A 20912-nucleotide genomic window follows, 5' to 3' on the forward strand; every position below is an offset into this window, starting at 1 on the left:
GGTAATGATTGTCGTTGTTAACCAAATATCCTGAGCAGATTAAGAACGCTTAACAAAAAGCCGCTCTATCCCCAATAACCACATAGCTAAGAAATAACGCGCTAACTGGCTAAAATAAATCGCCTGATTTTAGCATACTTGCTATTCATTAGCACATATCGACCCTCGGCAAGTTGTGACTAGCGATGACACGTTTTGCCCGCTACTCTCAACTCTAAAACCTTTACTATCATCTAGCAGCATGAACCATCAGCATATCAACCGTTACAGTGTCTAATTCGATGAAAAGAGAACCCAGATAGCCACACTAAAAACGGCGACAACAGCCATGCTAACAACAAAGATAATTATTATAATGACGACCCTCTAAAATAAATAACAGCGTACTGCGTCAATGCATTTGTTCTGTTATAATTTATGGTTGCCTTGCGTGAATGGTTAGCCGCTATACTCAAGCAAATCAATCGAGATTTATTGATAAAATATCAGGCTATGTTATTGAAAGAGTGTGGCTTATCCTTTATGCTCACCTCGCTTTAAATACCTGAACCTAGCACTCTATTTCTCACTAACTGTTATTGATTTATTCATTATCAACTTATCAATTCATAAACGACCGATTCACTGACCGTCCGGGTACTGACTTTATATGAACAAACCGCTCACTCCCGATACCGAACAGGTTAATCGCATATTTACCAGCCGCGTTATTATCCTTGGGCTGTGCATGTTTTTGGGTTTGACGGCTTTGATTGCGCGCTATGGTTATCTGCAAGTCTATGCCCACGATAAGTACACCACCCAAGCCGATAACAATCGCATTAAGCTGATTTCTGCGCCGCCCAGTCGCGGTTATATTTACGATCGAAACGGCGTTATCCTTGCGGACAATCAGCCAGTATTTACTGCCATGCTGAGCCCTGATGAAGTCGAAGACCCAGAACGCACGCTAAATTTGCTCGCGCCTATCTTTGATTTAACAGATGAAAATATCACCGATATCTTGGCTCGCTTAAGCAAAACCAAAAACGACCCTGTGACCATCAAGATTGATTTAACTGAAGCACAATTGGCACAGTTTAGTGAGCGAAAACCCTTTTTTCGTGGCGTCAGTATTCAGAGCAAGCTCACGCGCTCTTATCCTTATGATGAGCTGTTTGCCCATGTGATTGGTTACGTCGGACGGATTAACGATAAAGAGTCGAAGCAAATCAATAAAGATCGCTATGCCGGCACCGACCTTATCGGCAAGATTGGCATTGAAGATTTTTATGAAGATATTTTACTTGGGCAACCGGGCTATCAGTCCGTAGAAACCGATGCGCACGGCAATGTCATACGCCAGCTCGATACCAAAGCGCCAATCGCCGGTAATGATATAACTCTAAGTTTAGATTATGGCTTACAGACCATTGCTCAGCAGCAGCTTGATGGTCGCCGCGGCGCCATCGTCGCCATCGACCCAAAAAACGGCGATGTATTGGCGTTCGTCAGTAATCCAAGCTATGACCCCAATCCCTTTATCTCTGGTATCTCTTTTAGAGATTATGGCGACCTGCGAGAAGACCTTGATCAGCCGCTCTATAATCGCGCGCTACAAGGCACCTATCCGCCCGGCTCAACGATTAAGCCCTTTGAAGGTTTAGGCGGTATTCATTACGGCTTACGTGATTGGGAAACCACCATTTATGACCCCGGTTATTTTAGTCTGCCCGGTGATTCACACCGTTTTCGTGACTGGAAAAAAGGCGGACACGGTACGGTGAATTTAAAGAAATCTATCGTGATGTCGGTCGATACTTATTATTATAAGCTGGCATATGAGATGGGTATTCAGCGCTTGCACGACTGGATGGTACGCTTTGGTTTTGGCGAACAAACGGGTATTGACCTGCCCAATGAAAAACCAGGCATTATGCCCTCGCCAAAATGGAAAAAAGACACTTATGACAAGGGCTGGCTACCGGGTGAAACCATCTCTGTCAGTATCGGACAAGGGTATTTCTTGGCCACCCCGTTACAGATTGCCAATGCCACCGCCATGACCGCCAATAAGGGCTATCATATCACCCCGCATTTATTAAAAAGTAGCGATGGGGCAGCAGCGGTCGACGTGATTACCAAGCCTGATGGCAAAATCGAATACAACGGTAAACCTTCTGACTGGTTGCGTATGCACGATGCGATGGAAGACACCATCAAAGCAGGTACAGGGCGTGGTATTTATACGCCACGCTATCGCATTGCTGGTAAAACCGGAACGGCACAGGTGAAATCGATTGCCCAAGGTAAAAGCTATAACAAAGCCGCCCTTGATAAACGCCATTGGGATCATGCTTGGTTTAATGGTTTTGCTCCTGTTGAAGCACCAGAAATCGCTCTTGCGGTACTGGTCGAAAACGGCGGTGGCGGTAGTGCCGTTGCAGCTCCTATCGGGCGCGCCTTATTTGATTACTGGATGTTACAGCGTAAAACCGACCCTATTTTGCCACCTACTGCCGATCAATTAAAAGTCATTAAACGGCAAAAAGCGTTTGAAAAAGCCATGCGTGATGCGGTACGTGATAAAGAACAGGCGCTCGCAGAGCAAGCAGAAGCGCAAGGTGCGGAAACAACTACGACCGCTGCTACCTCTGAGTGAGGATAGCGTGAGTCAATAAAACGGTTGATAAGATGGTTAATAACAGGGTTAATAAGAAAGCGCTATGAAAAAAATATCCAGTACGCGACAGCCTAAAAAAACACATAAAGCAAAAACGAAAAACAGTGCTGCTGGTGATGTACGTATTATCGGTGGTCAGTTTAAGCGCCGTAGCGTGAGTTTTATCGATGCCGAAGGCTTGCGTCCTACCCCAGACCGCCTGCGTGAAACCTTATTTAATTGGTTGATTGCTGATATTCATGACGCCCAAGTGCTTGATAGCTGCGCTGGCAGCGGTGTTTTAGGCTTCGAAGCATTATCACGTGGCGCGGCGCATACTACCTTTATCGAAATAAATCCGGCACAAAGCAACATGCTGCGCCAAAGCACCGAGCAATTACGCCTAGCCACTAATACTTATCAAATTATCCAAGGCACAGCTGAGCAAGTACTGACCCAAAACCAAACCCTTCCTCATCATTTTGATATCGTCTTTATCGACCCACCTTATGCGCAAGATTTATGGCAGCCGATTTTAACGGCATTGATAAAACAGTCCTTAATCACCACAGAAACGCTGATTTATTTAGAAGCGGATAAAGATTTAACGCTGCAATTGAATCAATTGATAGCCAGTCTTAACGAAAGCTCTGCGCCTCAAGCAGAGACAACGCAAGGCATCATAGGTTTTGATTGCCTAAAACAAACTAAAGTCGGACAAGTTGTCGCTGGACTTTATCGTCTATCATCGTCATAATTGTCTGGTTAATAAAAACGATTAACAAATTTTACAAATGTTTAAAACCGCTAAAAAACTGGCCAACGCTGCAGTTTAATGTATATAAGGCGAAAATAAACCCCAATGCAGCTTGCAAGCGTAGGCGCTACTGCTTATAATGTGCAGTCTGTTTTTTGAGAGCCCCGTTCCCAGCTAAACTCTCAACGAATTCTAATTTTAAGGTTTTATCATGAAAACACTTAGTGCAAAACCAGCTGAAGTGACCCATGACTGGTATGTCGTAGATGCTGACGGCAAAACCCTTGGTCGCCTAGCTACTCAAATCGCTACACGCTTACGTGGCAAACATAAAACTTGTTATACGCCTCACGTAGATACTGGTGATTTTATCGTTGTTATCAACGCAGAGAAAATCGCGGTAACGGGTAAAAAAGCACAAGATAAAAAGTACTATCGTCACAGTGGTTACCCAGGCGGTATTAAAGAAACCAACTTCACCAAGCTGATTGCACATAAGCCTGAAGATGTTCTACACAAAGCGGTTAAGGGTATGCTTCCAAAAGGTCCTCTTGGCTACGCGATGATCAAAAAGCTGAAACTATATGCGGGTACCGAACATCCACATGAAGCTCAGCAACCTAAAGAACTAGACATCTAAGGATATACTTATGGAACGCAATTACGGAACTGGTCGTCGCAAAACTTCTACCGCTCGTGTCTTTTTAGCTAAAGGTACTGGTGCTATCGTTGTTAACGGCAAACCACTTGATGAGTATTTCAGCCGCGAAACGTCGCGTATGGTTGTTCGTCAGCCTTTAGAATTACTTGACACCCCTACTGCTTATGACCTTTACATCACTGTAAAAGGTGGCGGTATTAGTGGTCAAGCTGGCGCAATCCGTCACGGCATCACGCGTGCATTGATTGAGCTTGATGAGTCTAACAAACCTGCTCTAAAAGCAGCTGGTTTTGTTACTCGTGACTCGCGTCAAGTTGAACGTAAGAAATTGGGTCTACGTAAAGCACGTAAACGTCCACAATTCTCGAAACGTTAATCAAAGCTATCTCTTTGCTTTTTACTGCTGCCGTCTTTATCTCAGAGTCGCCATAGTAGTATTAAGCAAAAGAATAGATTTGCAAAACCTTATAAGCTGGTCACAGCTTATAAGGTTTTTTTATGGCTGGTTTATAGCGATTATTTTTAGCCATGCTTTTTTAACGACAGTTTTTAGCGAGGATTTTTGAATGATGGTTTTTAGCTGTGCCAGTTTTTGTGCATAAATCACCTTGCAAAGCCGCGCTCACTGCCTCATCATAATCATAACTTTTATTACCTTGTCCTTATTATGAAAGCCCCCGAACAATACGACCCTAGTAAGCCCGCAAAAACCGATATGCCTACACCGACGGCCGGTGAGCATAACAATAAACATAGCAAAATGGCTAAGTCACCTGCTATCCCTATCGGCACGCCAACGATTACGCAAACGCATAAGCAAACGGCGCAAGTGGATAAGAAACCCTTTCAATGGCAGTTTTTATTGCCTAAATATTGGGGTATTTGGCTAGTCTTGGCGATCTTTCTACCGATGATATATCTGCCATTACGTTGGCAGTTTTGGCTAGGTCGTAAGCTGGGTATTTTAATCTACAAAGTAGCAAGCTCACGCAGACGTGATACCTTGATTAACTTAAGACTGGCTTTTCCAGAAAAGCCAGAAGCTGAGCGCGAGCTGATGGCAAAGCAAGTTTTTGTCAATCAAGGTATTGGGGTGTTTGAAACGCTATGCGCTTGGTTTCGTCCCAATATTTTCACGCGTACGGTTTCTATCTCAGGCTTACAGCACTTAGTTAATGCCCAAAAAGAAGGTCGTCCTGTGATTTTGCTTGGGGCACATTATACGATGCTCGATCTTGGCGGTATGCTATGTACGCAGTTTTTCCCTATGGATGGCATGTATCGTCCCCAGAATAACGCTTTGCTCGATTGGTTTATCTATAATGGACGCACCAATATATTAAGTAAGCAAATAGCCAGTAGAGACATGCGTAGCTTTGTTGAGTCGATTAAAGCAGGCCACGTGATTTGGTATTCACCTGACCAAGATTACGGATTAAAACAAGGCGTCATGGCACCATTTTTTGGTGTGCCAGCAGCTACTATCACGGCCTCACGGCGTATGGCCAAACTGGGCGACAAACAGCATCCGCCTGCACTTATGGCACTGCATACCTATCGGCAAACGCCAGATAGCCTACCAAAGGGCAAACGTCCGCATTATCATTTAACCATTACGCCAGAGCTTGATAATTATCCAAGTGATGACGAGATTGCCGATGCAACGCGCGTTAATGAAGTGCTAGAAGGATTGATTCGTATCGATCCGACCCAGTGGATGTGGTTTCATCGCCGCTTTAAAAACGGCCCTAATGGTCGTACTGATATCTATCGGTAGCCTTTTTTGGCAATAACATCGCGACGAAATTTGCTATACTTTGTAGCTGATATTTTATCCTGTATATTATCTATATTATTAACTTAGTTATATTAATAACTCATTTACATCAATAACTCACTGATATCAATAATAACGTGAGAAACAAAATAACGGATTTTTCATGAGCACCCAAACTGACGCAGTTACAGACGCAGCTAAAATAGAAAGTAAACGTATCCTAACCGGCATCAAACCGACTGGTACTTTACATTTAGGCAATTACGTTGGCGCGATTCGTCCAGCGATTCAGTCTATCCAAAACAGTGACGACGAAGCGTTTTTCTTTTTGGCAGATTACCATGGCATTATTGGCTGTTATGACCCTACTATTATTCATGAATCGACCAAAGCCATTGCAGCGACTTGGATTGCCTGTGGTCTTGACCCTGAGCGTGTGACCTTTTACCGTCAATCAGATGTGCCCGAAATACCAGAGCTTGCCTGGATTTTAAACTGCTCATGCGCCAAAGGTTTGATGAATCGTGCGCATGCTTATAAAGCGGCAGTCGACATCAATATGCAAAAAGAAGATGTCGATCCTGACCAAGGTATCAATATGGGTCTATTTGGCTACCCTGTACTGATGGCAGCCGATATCCTGATGTTCAACGCCACGCATGTGCCTGTTGGTCGAGACCAGATTCAGCATGTCGAGATGGCACGTGATATTGCAGGTACCTTTAACCATCGCTATAAACCCCTCTTTACGCTCCCATCTGCGGTTGTAGATGACGATATCCCACTACTGACGGGTCTTGATGGACGTAAAATGAGCAAGAGCTATGGCAATACCATCCCATTATTTGGTGATTCTAATCCGCAAGTCAGCGCCGAAAAACAGATGCATAAAGCCATCATGAAAATTGTGACCAATTCGCAGTTACCGTCTGAGCCAAAAGACCCTGATGATTCAGCTATTTTCGAGATTTATAAAGCTTTTGCGACGCCTACCGAGATTGCAGATATGCGGGCGCAGTATGCCGCCGGTATTGGCTGGGGTGATGCCAAGCAAGCCCTGTTTGACAAAATCAATAGCGAGATTGCTCCATTCCGCGCACGTTATGAAGAACTGATGGCCAATCCAAAAGAGCTGGAAGAAATCTTACAGATGGGCGCAGAAAAAGCGCGACGCCATAGTCGTAAGCAACTAGATAAGACTCGTCGTGCCATTGGTATCCGTCCACTTGCTAAGCTTAAGTAAGTCTTTGACTGCTTTAACTTATCGTAATCAAAGCGGATGCTAAGCGTGCAGACTGAGCTAACAAATCAACCAGCGGCTTTAACAAAAGCCGCTTCTCTTGTAGGCGCGTATCAAAACTCTGAGCTTATAGATAGCAATGGCGAGCATGATGGCCAACACGAACATTTAGCTATCAATGACATGTCGCTGCGCATTTATCAGACGCCGGTGCAGCATCTACCAGAAGATTTATATGTGCCGCCGCAAGCGTTTGCCATTTGGTTAGAGCAGTTTGCAGGACCATTAGATTTTTTATTATATCTGGTCAAAAAAAATAACGTTGATCTGACCCAAATGCCGATATTGCCGATTACAGAGCAGTATTTGGCTTATATCAGTGAGCTGGATACCGAACATTTTGAATTGGCCGGTGACTATCTGCTGATGGCATCAACCTTGATTGCGATTAAAACCGAGCTGCTACTACCAAAGCCCGAAACGCCAAGCGATGAGCGTGATCCAAAAACTGAGCTGATTGAGCGCCTTGAAGAATATGCGCAAATTAAAGTGGCCAGTCAGCGTTTGGACAATCTGGTGCGTCTTGAGCGCGATGTGTTTTTAGCGATGGTCAGTATGCCCAGTCAAGACGTTATGAATGCGGAATTACCCAGTTACTCGCCGAACCTTTTGATTGATAGCTTATTTAAAATGCAGCTACAGCCTGATTATCAGATGCATACTATCAAAGTTGATGCCGTGCCCCTTTCCGACCGTATTGCCAGTATTAGTAGGCAGCTAAGCACGGATGGCGAGCACTCTTTTTATGAGCTGTTGGATAAAACCCAAGGTAAGATAGGTGTGGTGGTTAGCTTTGTCGCAGTCTTAGAGCTCATGAAACGGCAGTTGGTTGGTGTTATAAACGCTGATTTAAAAGGTCACGGTACTGCTGCTGACGATGAGTTTGCAGAAAACAGCCACATAGGACAATTAACGTTACAGTGGCTGGCTTAATGCTTAATGGTCTTCTTTAATAGAGAATATGTGCAATGACAGATACGCAGCAGCGACACTTAGAAGAGATGAGCAAGCATATCGAGGTGCTCCTGCACGCCTCTGAGGCGCCTCTTACGGCTAATGTATTAAAGAAGCAGTTATCGTTAAATACTAACGAGCTTGCGCGAGCGTTGGAGATATTACAACAGCGTCTAGATGCTGGTGTACTGACCTTACATGAGACGGCCAGTGGTTATCGGCTACAAATCGCAGATAGCTATAGTCCGTTAATTCAGCGTGTATTCCCGCAGCGACAAGAACGCCTCAGCCAAGCCCTGCTTGAAACGTTGAGTGTCATTGCCTATAAGCAGCCAGTAACACGCGGTGACATCGAGCACGTGCGCGGTGTGACGCTATCGAGTAATATACTGCGCCAATTATTTGATAAAGGTTGGATTGAAGAGAAAGGTTACAAAGAAACCTTGGGCCGCCCTGCACTGCTACATACCACGCCGCAATTTTTAGATGCGTTTGGATTGACCAATTTAGATGAGCTGCCCGCACTGCCAGATATGGAAGCCATCAAAGCGCTGTCTTAGCATCAAAGCCTTCTCTTAGATCGCTTAAAATAAGACCTGCGTATTATTCTTGCCATAATAAAAAAGGACAAACCGAATAGGCTTGTCCTTTTTTTGAAACCAGTTTTTAAAGCAAATTTTTAAACCAGTTTTTTTAAATAAGTACGGTTAGATTAACAGTACTGATTATTGATTAATAATTACTGATTAATAATATCAACGCCCTTTGGTGGCGTAAATTTAAACTGACTGCTACCGATACTTGGGTTCATTTTGATGCCACTAAACTTAATCGTCGTGGTTTGTCCTAAACTATCATTCAATACCATCATCACAGGCTTACCACCGCTAAAGCTCATCGATAAGCTCTTAAAACTGGCACTCTCTGACTTTGGATATAATACGTAGTAGTTTTTATTGGCGTATGGCTGAGTGATTTTAAAGTTCTTATCAATTTTGCTTGGATCACCTGACAACAATAGCGCTGGGGTATTACCCACTTGGCTATCGACATTTTGCTTGGTCGCTTGCTCCAAATCCTTATCATAAACCCACATCGAGCTGCCATTTGCCACAATCAGCTGCTCGGACGGTGACTTGGTTTCCCAGCGGAAGTTATTTGGACGCTGCACACTCATCGTACCCGTAAAGGTACCACTATTTGCGCCTTTGGTAGTTTGGCTAAAGTTAGCCGTCATGCTTTTGGTATTACTTAATAATTTGTTTAAGCGTTTGGCGGCAGTCAGATTATCAGCCGGAGCAGCCGTTGCCGATTGCGTTAAAGCCATCATCGGCGCGGCAACACCAAGTGAGGTCATCAATACACCCGCTAAAGCACCGCTCATTACTTTTTGTTTTAAGGTTGTTTTGTTGGTTAATAAAGTCATTATAAATCCTCTTTTAAATGCAAAATAGCATAAAGATAAAACGTTTTAATTAAAATTTTTGTTTTCAATAAGTGCTTATCTCACGATAGTCAGTTCAGAATCAATAAACTTAAACTGACGTGATTAAACAATGCAGACAGTGTGCCAGTTTTTTTATTACGCGCCTAGTCATGATTTGCAATCATTACTACCGCTGCCATACACGCTTGTAACCAGTAGCGTTACATAGCATTCACTGTTATTTGTTGTCTGTTTTATATATAAATTAGGGTTATTTAAAAGCAGTTTGCGAGCTATTGCTAATGTTATGACCTGCTATTTATAATCATTTGCTTTTAATAACCTGCTTTTAATAAAGAACCAGCACCATAAAAAAACCCTTACTACCAAACGGTAATAAGGGCTTTTTTTAGTCATCAAGCTATTTTAATCTTCGATTAAAATAACCCAGATGGGCAATTATGCGCTTTCAACCATAACATAACGACGGTTGAATTTACCTTTGGTCGCAAACTTTACCACACCGTCATTTAGTGCAAATAAAGTATGGTCACGACCCATGCCAACGCCTTCGCCTGCGTGGAATTCTGTACCACGTTGACGAACGATGATGTTACCAGCTGTGATAGCTTGGCCACCAAAGATTTTAACGCCTAGCATTTTTGGGTTTGAATCACGACCGTTACGGCTCGAACCGGCAGCTTTTTTATGTGCCATGAGAAAATCTCCTTGTTAATGTGACTTATCGCTAATGCGACAACTCTTAAGCATTTAGTGCGCTATTTAGCAGTAATTGCTAAGTGAATAATTAGGCATTAATAGCTTTGATTTTTAACAAGGTATACCATTGGCGGTGACCTTGCTCTTTGTGATAATGCTTACGACGGTTGTGTTTGATGATACGGATTTTTTCGCCGCGACCATGTTCAACCACTTCAACTTCTACGCTAGCGCCTTCAACGACAGGCTGACCGATTTTGACAGTTTCACCGTCAACAACCATCAACACGTCTTCAAATTTAATTGTTTCGCCTTTTTCTGCTTTTAGTAGTTCAACTTTAAGCAATTCATCGACGACTACACGGTGCTGTTTACCACCAGTTTTGATTACTGCGTACATTGTATGACTCCGTTTAACCCGTGTGCCGTGGCTGATATCATACCAACGCTTTTACGACGAACACGACAGGGAAAAATTAAAGGCAAGATTTTACGGCTTTTTGCTCATAAAAGCAAGCCGCATCTCTTGTTTTGCTCAGGTGGTAATACCAATAATACTGGCTCAAATGTTTGTCTATACTTATATATAAAAATGATGTGATTGATTAACAAGGGTATAAACCACCGCTGTTAAGACCACTATCTTTATTCAAGTATAAGACATCAAACCATCATTGGTTAAAATCCAACAGCGGCTATTATAACTTATATAATCAGTTACTTACAGTTTTTTGTAAATATTGGCTTATTATTACCCAATGCGGGTGAATAAATTCCAATCGATACGCTAATTAGCTTAATAAACATCCATCTATTATTGTTTAATTAGACGACCAATATATCAAAATATAGGGCTAAACAGATGGCTAAATATAAAGACAGCCCTGCATTCTGCTATACTTAAATCAACAATTGACCCAGATAGCTATGCTATTATGCGTCAAACGATAGCTTCACTATCAATACTTGTTATAAGCACTTACTATAAATAGATAGACCGCTATCCAAACCCTCTTTTATTTTCATTGGTATGACGACTCATTATGACCAGTAACTCTTTATCTAACGCCGCTGCAGCATCAACCACACCCTTAACTAACTTAGCAAGCACGCCAAGCAATGCTGAACCCAACCATGCTGACACCCTAAGCTATGCCGATATTCAAAGCATCGTTGCTGATGATTTTGACATTATGGACAAGCAGGTTTTTGGCAGTTTGAATTCCAAAGTTCAACTGGTCATGAGCGTCTCGCAGCATGTGATTAATGCTGGCGGTAAACGTATGCGCCCGCTCATTACCTTGTTATGCGCGCGGATGTTTAATGATGAGCCGTCGCAGCAAGCGATGCATTTGGCGGCGATTACTGAGATGCTGCATACCGCAACCTTAGTCCATGATGATGTGATTGACGAATCAGGTCAGCGCCGTGGTAAGCCAACCGCAAACGCTACTTGGGATAATGCCACGGCAGTGCTGGTCGGTGACTATTTGATTGCCCGCGCTTTTAACCTATTGGTTGGGTTTCAAAGCTTACCGTTATTGCAAGTGTTCTCAGATGGTACCTGTGATATCGCCGAGGGCGAAGTGTTACAGCTACAGCATCAGCACAATCCTGAAGCCACTGAAGCTGATTATCTAAATATCATCGATGGAAAGACATCACGCTTATTTATGATGGCGACCCAAGGCGCGGCTATTTTGCAAAATAAAACTGAGCACCTGCAAGCATTGGCTGATTTTGGTCAACATTTCGGTAATGCTTTCCAAATCGTCGATGACGTGCTCGATTATAGTGGCGATAGCGAGCTGATGGGCAAAAATCTCGGTGACGATTTGGCGGAAGGTAAACCAACGCTGCCAACCATTAAGGCGCTTGAGCTATTAAAAGACAGCGATACCGCAGGCTATGAGCAGTTACGTATCGCCGTGCAAACTGGTAAAACACCAAACGCTGAGCAGCTTATCGAACTGGTACGTCATTCAGGCTCGCTTGAATACTGTAAGCAGCGCGCATTAGAAGAAACCAAACTTGCCCAGCAAGCGCTTAGCAGCTTACCTGATAATCGCTACCGCCAAGGGTTATATCAATTGACGGAACTTGCCAGCGCGCGTTTAGTGTAAAGGCTATTTATTTATCTGATATATCGAGATTTTTATATATTCTCTATATACCAAGATTTCAATATATCAGATAAAGACCACTTTATTTATTAAAGGTTAAGTTAAGCCTGACTTTATAATAATAAGACATAAAAGATGAGGAGCGTTTGGCTATGATACTAGCAGTCTCCTCATTACTCATACCAAACACTGACTTAAGCGCATACGTTTTGCCTCCATATTTTAGCGTTCACACTTAAGTATTGCTAATACAGAATTTTTCTGTCTCCTTTGTTTTCTACTGTATTTTTATACAGCTTTCTTGCTACTATCTCTGAATCTCATTTAAAAAAACAAAAATTAACAATATTCTAGTTCAGCATTCATTACGAATTTTACAAGGTATTTTTAACGCTATGCTTGTATTATCAATGGCTGTTAGGCATTTATTGAGCTAGAAGACAATTGTGAGACGCAAAAACGGTTTTTTACACCTTGACTGTAGGGTATACCCTATAGTTTATAATCATTCATTAAATTAAATCTGCTTATCCGATTGTTACGCGTTTAGCGACTGATATATTGGCAACGGTAAATGCATATTACTTTCCATATCTACCACGTTAAGATTTACCCCTAAACTTTTAATACTGTAATTATTTATTATATGATATTTATATTGCCGAGGACATTGATGAAGCACTCTACTCTTGCGCTTGTAATAGCATCTGTACTATCTGGAGCTGTACTGGTTGGCTGTGACAAAAACGAGGACGCAGCTGGTGACGCAGCCGCACAGCAGCAAATGCCACCTGCTGTCGTCAACGTTCAGACTGTCACTCTAGATACCGTACCCCAAGTACAGACCTTTGCTGGACGTACCGCGGCTTATCAAACCGCAGACGTTCGCCCACAGGTTAATGGCATTATTGACGAGGTGTTGTTCCGTGAGGGCAGCAACGTCAAAAAAGACCAACCTTTATATCGTATCAATACTGATAACTACGCGACGTCTATTACCAGTGGGCAGGCGGCTATTCAGCAGGCTCAAGCCAACTATCAGACAGCGGTGGCAAACAATGCTAATGCTAAAGCTGAATTGGTCAGCCGCCAAGCATCATTATCACAAGCGCAGAATGATTTGCAACGCTTGCAAGGTTTGATCGAAATTGATGCTATCTCAAAGCAGCAATATGACCAAGCTGTCACCCAAGTTCGTACCGCTCAAGCGGCAGTCGAAAGTGCGCGTGCGGCTATCGGACAAACGCAAGCAGGTATTGAGAGTGCTAAAGCGGGCATCCAAACTGCCAAGGCAGGTTTACAAGCCAGCACGTTGGATTTAAACCGTACTATCGTACGTGCGCCGCTCTCAGGTCGTACTGACCGCTCTAGCGTGACTGCCGGTACGTTGGTTAGCGCCGGTCAACCTGATCCTTTAGTGACTATCTCACGCCTAGATCCTATCTATGTAGATATCAGCCAGTCTTCATCCGAATTGCTTAAGTTACGCCAGCAAATCTCTGCCGGTAAAGCACAAGCAGGCATGAACTCGGTTGAATTGGTATTAGAAGATGGCTCAACTTATCCTGTACGCGGTGAGCTTGCTTTATCTGAAGCAAAAGTTGATGAGTCAACCGGTGCGGTGACCTTACGTGCGGTCTTCTCTAATAAAAACAATATCTTATTGCCTGGTATGTATGTCAGCGCCCGCTTAACCCAAAGCGTCATTACCAATGCCGCCTTGGTACCGCAAAGTGCCGTGATGCGTACTCCGAAAAGTGAAACGCAAGTTTACATCGTTGATGAGAACAATAAAATTCAAGTACGTCCTGTCACTATTAATGGTACCTATAAAGGGCAATGGGTCATCACAGACGGCCTACAAGCAGGGGATAAAGTGGTGGTTATCGGCGGTGCAAAAGTGAAGCCTGAGCAAGAGGTGGTCGCCAAACCATTACCAGATGCCAATGCAGCCCCTGCTAAGCCAGGTGCACCTACTGCCCAAACGCCGCAGCAAGCTGCAAAAGCGATGGATAAGCCAGCTAGTAAAGATGCTGCTGCTAAAAAACCTGCAGAATCTACCGCTAACTAATTCCATTCAAAGATAGGAAGACTAGGGATATACTATGTCACGTTTTTTTATTAATCGCCCTATTTTTGCATGGGTGATGGCTATTTTGGTCATGCTCATCGGGGTGATATCGGTCATTAACTTGCCGATTGAGCAGTATCCACGTATTGCACCACCAACGATTTCGGTCAGCGCAAGCTATCCTGGTGCCAACGCTCAAACCGTTGAAAATTCCGTTGTACAGATTATTGAACAACGTATGAAGGGTCTTGATGGTCTGATGTATATGTCATCGTCAAGCTCGTCAAACGGTGGCGCGTCAGTAACCTTAACCTTTGAAAACGGTACTGATTCTGATACCGCGCAGGTACAGGTACAGAACAAACTTCAAGCCGCCATGAGCTCATTACCTGAGTCGGTGCAGCGCCAAGGCGTCAACGTCAATAAATCCTCTAGCAGCTTTTTAATGGTGCAAGGTTTTATTTCTGAAGACGGCAGCATGGATCGCGCGGATATCGCCGATTATATTAACTCAAACGTCGTTGACCAGTTAAGCCGTGTTGAAGGCGTGGGTGAAGTACAGGTGTTTGGTTCGGCTTATGCGATGCGCATTTGGCTCGACCCTGCCCGCTTACGTAGCTATAACATGGTGCCATCTGATGTGGTCAATGCTGTGCGCTCGCAAAACGCGCAAGTCTCGGCCGGTCAGCTAGGACAAGCGCCTGCTGATACCGACCAACAGGTTATCAACGCTACCGTTACGGTACAAAGCTATCTACAAACCCCTGAAGAATTTGAAAACATTCTGTTAAAAACTGATACCTCTGGTGCAAAAGTTCGCTTAGGCGATGTTGCAAAAGTTGAAATCGGTAGTGAAAACTATAGTGTTATTTCACTATATAACGGTAATGAAGCAGCCGGTCTAGGTATCTCATTGGCCGGTGGTGCAAACGCACTGGAAACGCGCGAAGCGGTTGGCGCACGTATGGCCGAGCTGGAAGCAAACTTCCCAGCGGGTCTGGTATCAGTCGTCCCTTATGACACCACGCCGTTTGTACGTTTGTCTATCGAGCAAGTGGTCAAGACGCTGATTGAAGCAATTGTCTTAGTATTTATCGTCATGTTCATTTTCTTACAGAACTGGCGTGCGACCATTATTCCGACCCTTGCCGTTCCTGTGGTTCTATTAGGTACCTTTGCGGTACTCTATATTGCAGGCTTTAGTATCAACGTCCTAACCATGTTTGCCATGGTACTGTCCATCGGTCTACTGGTCGATGACGCCATTGTGGTGGTAGAAAACGTCGAGCGTATTTTGGAGGAAGATCCTCATATCTCCATTAAAGACGCTACCCTACAATCGATGCGCGAGATTAGTAAAATCGTTATCGGTATTGCCTTGATTCTATCGGCGGTATTCGTACCGATGGCCTTCTTTGGCGGTTCAACCGGTGTGATTTATCGTCAGTTCTCAATCACCTTGATTACTGCCATGGTCTTATCGGCACTGGTCGCGCTTATCTTTACCCCTGCTCTGTGTGTGACCTTGCTCAAACGTAGCAAAAGCCATGACAAAGCCTCGACAGAAGAGAAAAAAGGCTTCTTTGGTTGGTTTAACCGCTCTTTTTATAAAGTCAGCCGTAGCTATGAAAACTCGGTTGGTAAAAGCTTCCGCTTTAAATGGTTATACTTAATCGGCTATGCTGCCATCATCGGTATCATGGCAGTAGTATTCTTACGTATCCCCGGCTCGTTCTTACCAGAAGAAGACCAAGGTATTATGTTTACCTTAGTTCAGCTTCCTGCTGGTGCGACGCTGGATGAAACGCAAGATGTACTCGATAAAGTCAGTAATTATTATGATACCCAAGAAGGCGATAATATTGCCTCTGTCTTTACCATTGCAGGTTTCAGTTTTGCTGGACAAGGGCAAAATATGGGACTGGCGTTCGTACGTTTATCTGACTGGGCTGATCGTCCTGGTGCAGAAAACACGGCAAAAGCGGTGGCCGATCGTGCCATGGGTTACTTCTTTACCCAGTTAAATGAAGCCCAAGTATTTGCGATTGTACCGCCCGCGATTACCGAACTTGGTAACGCCAGTGGTTTTGATTTAATGATTCAGGACACCGGCAACCTTGGTCATGATGGGCTACTTGAAGCTCGTAACATGCTCCTCGGTATGGCGGCGCAAAATGACAAAGTCGCAGGCGTTCGTCCGAACGGTCAAGAAGATGCACCGCAGTTAAAAATTAATATCAACCAAGAACAAGCTGCTGCTTATGGTTTGTCATTGGGTAATATTAATAGCGTCATCTCTACCGCTTGGGGTTCAAGCTATATCAATGACTTCGTCGACCGCGGTCGTATTAAGCGTGTGTTTGTCCAAGGTGAGCCAAGCAGCCGAACCAACCCTGATGATATCGGTAAATGGTTTGTCCGTAACGATAGCGGTGATATGATTTCATTCGATGCTTTCTCTAGTAGCGAATGGCAATCAGGCTCTCCGCGTTTGACCCGTTACAACAGCTTACCGTCAATGAATATTCAAGGTAGTGCCGCGCCCGGTTTGAGTACGGGTGAAGCAATGAGCTCCATGGAAGCCATAATGGAGAAGATGCCTGAAGGTGTTGGCTATGAGTGGACAGGTATGTCACTTGAAGAGCAAAAGTCAGGTGCCCAAGCGCCGATGCTTTATGCGCTGTCAATCTTAGTGGTATTCTTATGTCTAGCCGCCTTGTATGAAAGCTGGTCTATCCCCTTCTCTGTCCTATTGGTTATCCCACTTGGAGTGCTAGGTGCGGTGATATTTACGTGGCTACGCGGCTTTAATAACGATATTTACTTGCAAGTTGGTCTACTGACGGTGGTTGGTCTATCGGCCAAAAACGCCATCTTGATTATTGAGTTTGCAAAAGAACACCAAGAAGAAGGCTATAGTCTAAAAGAGGCGGTCATGACAGCGGCGCGTCAACGTCTGCGTCCGATTATTATGACCTCACTTGCCTTTGGACTCGGTGTTGTGCCATTATTCATCGCCACAGGTCCGGGCTCGGGCAGTCAAAACGCCATCGGTACTAGTGTGGTTGGTGGTGTTGTCACCGCAACTATCTTAGGTATCTTCTTTATTCCGATGTTCTATATTTGGGTACGTAGTATGTTCCCGCATAAATATGAGAACAACAAACCAAACGATAGAGATGATGGCAATGACGGCACACCTGGCCCGCAAAACCCAACGCCTTCTGACCCAATGCCTTCTGAGAGTTATCAGCCTGTAAGCCTTGGAGATAATACACAATGAGTGCTCAAAAAAATATTACCTTAAGCTCAGCAGCGGTAGCAAACATTGCTACCACTGCGCAACCGGCGCTTGCAGTACTGCGCAAAAATGGCGGTCGTCTAATCGGCTTGACCGCTTTAGCGTTAAGCATGGCGGCTTGTAATACCATTCCAAAAGCGGATATGCGCCCTGTCCTTGCTGAGCCGAATATACCTATCGAACAAACTTATGGCGCGTTTGATAAAGAAACCGTGAGTAGCGCTGATCAGCCAAGTATCGCCGGTCAACGCTGGCAGAATTTCTATAGCGACGAGCGCCTAAAAGGTTTAATTGCGTTAGGTTTAGAGAACAACAAAGACTTTGAAAGCGCCCGCTTAGCAATTGAGAAAGCACGCGCCCAATATCAAATCACCGATCTTAATGATTTACCTAGAATTGATGGTAGTGGCGGTTATAAACGCCAAGCGCAAAACAGAACTGACAAAAACCCTAACAGCTCCTATAACGTCAATCTTGGTCTTGCCAACTATGAGTTAGACTTTTGGGGTAAAATTGCCAGCTTAAAAGACCAAGCGTTACAGAATTTCTTGGCCACGACAGCGGCAAAAGATTCGACCCAAATCAGTCTAATCAGTAATATCGCTCAAAGCTATGCCAACTTAAGCTATAGCTTAGCGCAATTAAAACTGGCAGAAGCTACGGTTGAAAGTCGTGAGAAATCACTATTTATTGCTGATAAACGCTTTGAAGCAGGTATTGATCCTAAGCTGCCATCTTTGCAAGCCAGTGCGTCATTAGAAAATGCCAAACTTGCTGTCTTACGGGCGCAAAGCAGTATTCTAAAAGCGCGTAATGCCTTGCAGTTTTTGGTAGGTGGACCGATTCCAACCAACCTTATTCCAACGCCTGCGGTCAGTAATATCACAAATCAGCAGATATTTAACGCCGGCTTACCAAGTGAGTTGCTACGCTATCGTCCTGATGTGCTACAAGCAGAATACAATCTAAAAGCTGCTGGTGCCAATATCGAAGTAGCACGCGCATCTTACTTCCCGTCTATCAGCCTAGCCAGTAGCGTAGGTTTGAGTAGCGGCAGTTTAGATAACCTGTTTAAGAGTGGTTCGGTCGGTTGGTCATTTGGCCCAAGCATTAGCGTGCCTATCTTTGATGCTGGTCGCTTAGATGCCAATTACGACGTGGCGAAAATTGAGCGTGAACAGACGCTAGCTGGCTACGAGAAATCTATCCAAACCGCGTTCCGCGAAGTATCAGATGTGTTGGCAACACGCGCAACATTGGGTGATCAGCTCGCCGCGCAATACCGCTTGCAAGATAACTTTGAGCAGACCTATCAGATTGCCGATGCACGCTTTAAAGCAGGTATTGCAAACTATCTAGACGTGCTTGATGCGCAGCGCTCATTGTTCTCAACGCAGCAAGGTATCTTGGACTTAGAGCTACAAAAAATCATTAGCCAAGTCGAGCTTTATCAAGTCTTAGGCGGCGGCGCTAACCTTGACGTACCAACGGTGATTCCTGTACCGCATAAAAACTTAGTGCAATTGGTCAATCTACCTGCCAATAGCAATAAAGCAAAAGCGGTCGATGCCATCGATGCGGCTAGCTCAGCTCGTGTGGCTTCTGCACAAGAAGCGCAAGCGATTAAGCAGGCGCAACCAACAGAAAAGGCAACCTTTAAGCCGACCGCTGTGGTTGATGTCAATAATGATGGCAAAACAGACGCGGCGGTAGGCGTGGTCACTGAAAAGACGACCTTTAGCGACACCAGTGTTGAGCAAGTACCTGTTACCCAGATTGTTGAGCCTTAAACAGTCATAAAAGATATTGTGAGCGCACTACCCTCACATTGACAGTCGATACGTACAATCAGCCCTACCGACTTGGTAGGGCTTTTTGCTTTCGATAGCGACTATTGGTTATAGTGGCTACTGATTATAGTGGCTACTGATTATAGTAGTGCTGGGTATAATAGAACATTATATTAACGACGCTTTTATCACTTTAGTGGTGCCAATTTTATAAAAAACATGCATTAAAACAGCTTGTTTAATCAAGCTGATAAGTAACACATGCTTAATATCAAATAAGGAAACCTCATGACTTATACTTTTAACCGTCAATTCCCTGAAACTCGCCTACGTCGCTTGCGTTATAACGATAACGTGCGCGCGATGATTCGTGAAGTTGAGTTGCATCCCAAGCACTTTATCGCCCCTGTCTTTGTTTTAGAAGGCAATAATAAGCGCGAAGCAATCGCTAGTATGCCCGGTGTTGAGCGCTTATCGATTGATTTGCTGATTAATTATGCCAAAGAATTATTAGCGGAGGGTGTCACCACGATCGACATCTTCCCCGTTATTGATAATTCATTAAAAACGCCTGATGGTAAATCGGCTTATGATGAAAACGGCCTTAGCGCACGTGCAGTCAAAGCGGTGAAAGATGCCGTGCCAGAAATGGTAGTGATGACCGATGTGGCGCTAGACCCTTATACCTCACATGGTCAAGATGGGTTGCTTGATGACAGCGGCTATGTGGTCAATGACGAAACGGTGGAAGTATTGGTCAAGCAAGCGCTCGTCCACGCTCGCGCTGGCGCTGATATCATCTCGCCAAGTGATATGATGGATGGCCGCATCAAAGCCATGCGTGATGCCTTTGAAGCCGAAGGCTTTGTCAATACCGCTATCATGTCCTACTCTGCCAAATACGCCTCTGCTTACTACGGTCCGTTCCGTGATGCCGTCGGCAGTGCAGGCAACTTAAAAGGCGGTCATAAAAAGCAATATCAAATGGACTTTGGTAATCGCGCTGAAGCGCTTCACGAAGTCGCCATGGATATAGCCGAGGGCGCTGATATGGTGATGATTAAACCGGGTCAGCCATACTTAGACCTTATTCGTGAAGTCAAAAATACCTTTGGTGTACCGACTTTTGCGTATCAAGTGTCGGGCGAATATGCGATGCATATGGCTGCTATTCAAAATGGCTGGCTAACCGATGCGGTGATTTTGGAATCCTTGATAGGTTTCCGCCGTGCGGGCGCTGATGGGATTTTGACTTACTTTGCCCTAGAAGCGGCTCGTCAGTTGAATAATGCTTAATATGCATTAAATTGCTTTGTATATAAAAAAACCGCGCCAGCTTATGTATTAGCTGGCGCGGTTTTTTCTGTATTACTATTTTAAAAGCTTAATAA

The 20912-nt window shown here is 44.3% G+C and carries 16 protein-coding genes; 13 read left to right on the plus strand and 3 right to left on the minus strand.

Annotated features, from left to right (window positions below; translation table 11 throughout):
• Nucleotides 1-649 precede the first annotated feature (649 nt).
• The 8 genes from mrdA (at nucleotide 650) to scpB (ending at nucleotide 8650) form a co-directional block, all read left to right on the plus strand.
• Complete coding sequence (gene mrdA, locus ACP7AA_RS01085) at nucleotides 650-2641, plus strand: penicillin-binding protein 2 (protein WP_426222395.1); 1992 nt, start codon at nucleotides 650-652, stop codon at nucleotides 2639-2641.
• 64 nt (nucleotides 2642-2705) lie between these two features.
• Entirely contained in the window at nucleotides 2706-3398 is a 693-nt protein-coding gene (rsmD, locus tag ACP7AA_RS01090; RefSeq protein ID WP_426222396.1) for a 16S rRNA (guanine(966)-N(2))-methyltransferase RsmD, read from the plus strand.
• 211 nt (nucleotides 3399-3609) lie between these two features.
• Nucleotides 3610-4038: a 50S ribosomal protein L13 gene (gene rplM / locus ACP7AA_RS01095; protein ID WP_183620736.1), complete on the plus strand. Its 429-nt coding sequence runs from the start codon at nucleotides 3610-3612 to the stop codon at nucleotides 4036-4038.
• Nucleotides 4039-4048: 10 nt separating this feature from the next.
• A complete protein-coding gene (rpsI, locus tag ACP7AA_RS01100) occupies nucleotides 4049-4435 on the plus strand; it encodes a 30S ribosomal protein S9 (protein WP_183620735.1) in 387 nt (128 codons plus the stop codon).
• 291 nt (nucleotides 4436-4726) lie between these two features.
• Entirely contained in the window at nucleotides 4727-5836 is a 1110-nt protein-coding gene (locus tag ACP7AA_RS01105; RefSeq protein ID WP_426222397.1) for a lipid A biosynthesis acyltransferase, read from the plus strand.
• Nucleotides 5837-5999: 163 nt separating this feature from the next.
• Complete coding sequence (locus tag ACP7AA_RS01110) at nucleotides 6000-7079, plus strand: tryptophan--tRNA ligase (RefSeq protein ID WP_426222398.1); 1080 nt, start codon at nucleotides 6000-6002, stop codon at nucleotides 7077-7079.
• A gap of 180 nt (nucleotides 7080-7259) precedes the next feature.
• On the plus strand, nucleotides 7260-8069 hold the full coding sequence (locus ACP7AA_RS01115; protein ID WP_201625127.1) for a segregation and condensation protein A: 810 nt from the start codon (nucleotides 7260-7262) through the stop codon (nucleotides 8067-8069).
• Nucleotides 8070-8104: 35 nt separating this feature from the next.
• On the plus strand, nucleotides 8105-8650 hold the full coding sequence (gene scpB, locus ACP7AA_RS01120; protein ID WP_201625090.1) for an SMC-Scp complex subunit ScpB: 546 nt from the start codon (nucleotides 8105-8107) through the stop codon (nucleotides 8648-8650).
• A gap of 179 nt (nucleotides 8651-8829) precedes the next feature.
• On the opposite strand, the gene lolA is transcribed toward scpB, so the two are convergent.
• The 3 genes from lolA to rplU form a co-directional block, all read right to left on the minus strand.
• A complete protein-coding gene (lolA, locus tag ACP7AA_RS01125) occupies nucleotides 8830-9516 on the minus strand; it encodes an outer membrane lipoprotein chaperone LolA (protein WP_201565200.1) in 687 nt (228 codons plus the stop codon).
• Nucleotides 9517-9975: 459 nt separating this feature from the next.
• Nucleotides 9976-10233, minus strand: coding sequence for a 50S ribosomal protein L27 (gene rpmA / locus ACP7AA_RS01130; RefSeq protein WP_055123782.1), 258 nt, complete (start codon nucleotides 10231-10233; stop codon nucleotides 9976-9978).
• A gap of 91 nt (nucleotides 10234-10324) precedes the next feature.
• Nucleotides 10325-10636, minus strand: a complete 312-nt coding sequence (rplU, locus tag ACP7AA_RS01135) for a 50S ribosomal protein L21 (protein ID WP_144297745.1) — start codon at nucleotides 10634-10636, stop codon at nucleotides 10325-10327.
• Between the two features lie 793 nt (nucleotides 10637-11429).
• Here rplU and ACP7AA_RS01140 point away from each other — a divergent pair.
• The 5 genes from ACP7AA_RS01140 to hemB all read left to right on the plus strand — a co-directional run bounded on the left by ACP7AA_RS01140 (nucleotide 11430) and on the right by hemB (nucleotide 20817).
• Entirely contained in the window at nucleotides 11430-12359 is a 930-nt protein-coding gene (locus tag ACP7AA_RS01140; RefSeq protein WP_201619809.1) for a polyprenyl synthetase family protein, read from the plus strand.
• Between the two features lie 673 nt (nucleotides 12360-13032).
• Complete coding sequence (locus ACP7AA_RS01145; protein ID WP_426222399.1) at nucleotides 13033-14430, plus strand: efflux RND transporter periplasmic adaptor subunit; 1398 nt, start codon at nucleotides 13033-13035, stop codon at nucleotides 14428-14430.
• 34 nt (nucleotides 14431-14464) lie between these two features.
• The gene (locus ACP7AA_RS01150; protein ID WP_426222400.1) at nucleotides 14465-17713 is read left to right on the plus strand and encodes an efflux RND transporter permease subunit; all 3249 of its coding nucleotides are present in this window, start codon (nucleotides 14465-14467) and stop codon (nucleotides 17711-17713) included.
• Nucleotides 17710-19521 carry an efflux transporter outer membrane subunit gene (locus ACP7AA_RS01155; RefSeq protein WP_298909128.1) on the plus strand — a complete coding sequence of 604 codons (1812 nt, stop codon included), beginning with the start codon at nucleotides 17710-17712 and terminating at the stop codon, nucleotides 19519-19521. The genes ACP7AA_RS01150 and ACP7AA_RS01155 overlap by 4 nt, the downstream gene beginning before the upstream one ends.
• Before the next feature lie 288 nt (nucleotides 19522-19809).
• The gene (gene hemB / locus ACP7AA_RS01160; RefSeq protein WP_201625085.1) at nucleotides 19810-20817 is read left to right on the plus strand and encodes a porphobilinogen synthase; all 1008 of its coding nucleotides are present in this window, start codon (nucleotides 19810-19812) and stop codon (nucleotides 20815-20817) included.
• The last annotated feature ends 95 nt before the right edge of the window (nucleotides 20818-20912 follow it).

Origin of the sequence: Psychrobacter sp. DWR1-2-3 (assembly GCF_049896465.1) — a bacterium.
Lineage (GTDB): Bacteria > Pseudomonadota > Gammaproteobacteria > Pseudomonadales > Moraxellaceae > Psychrobacter > Psychrobacter maritimus.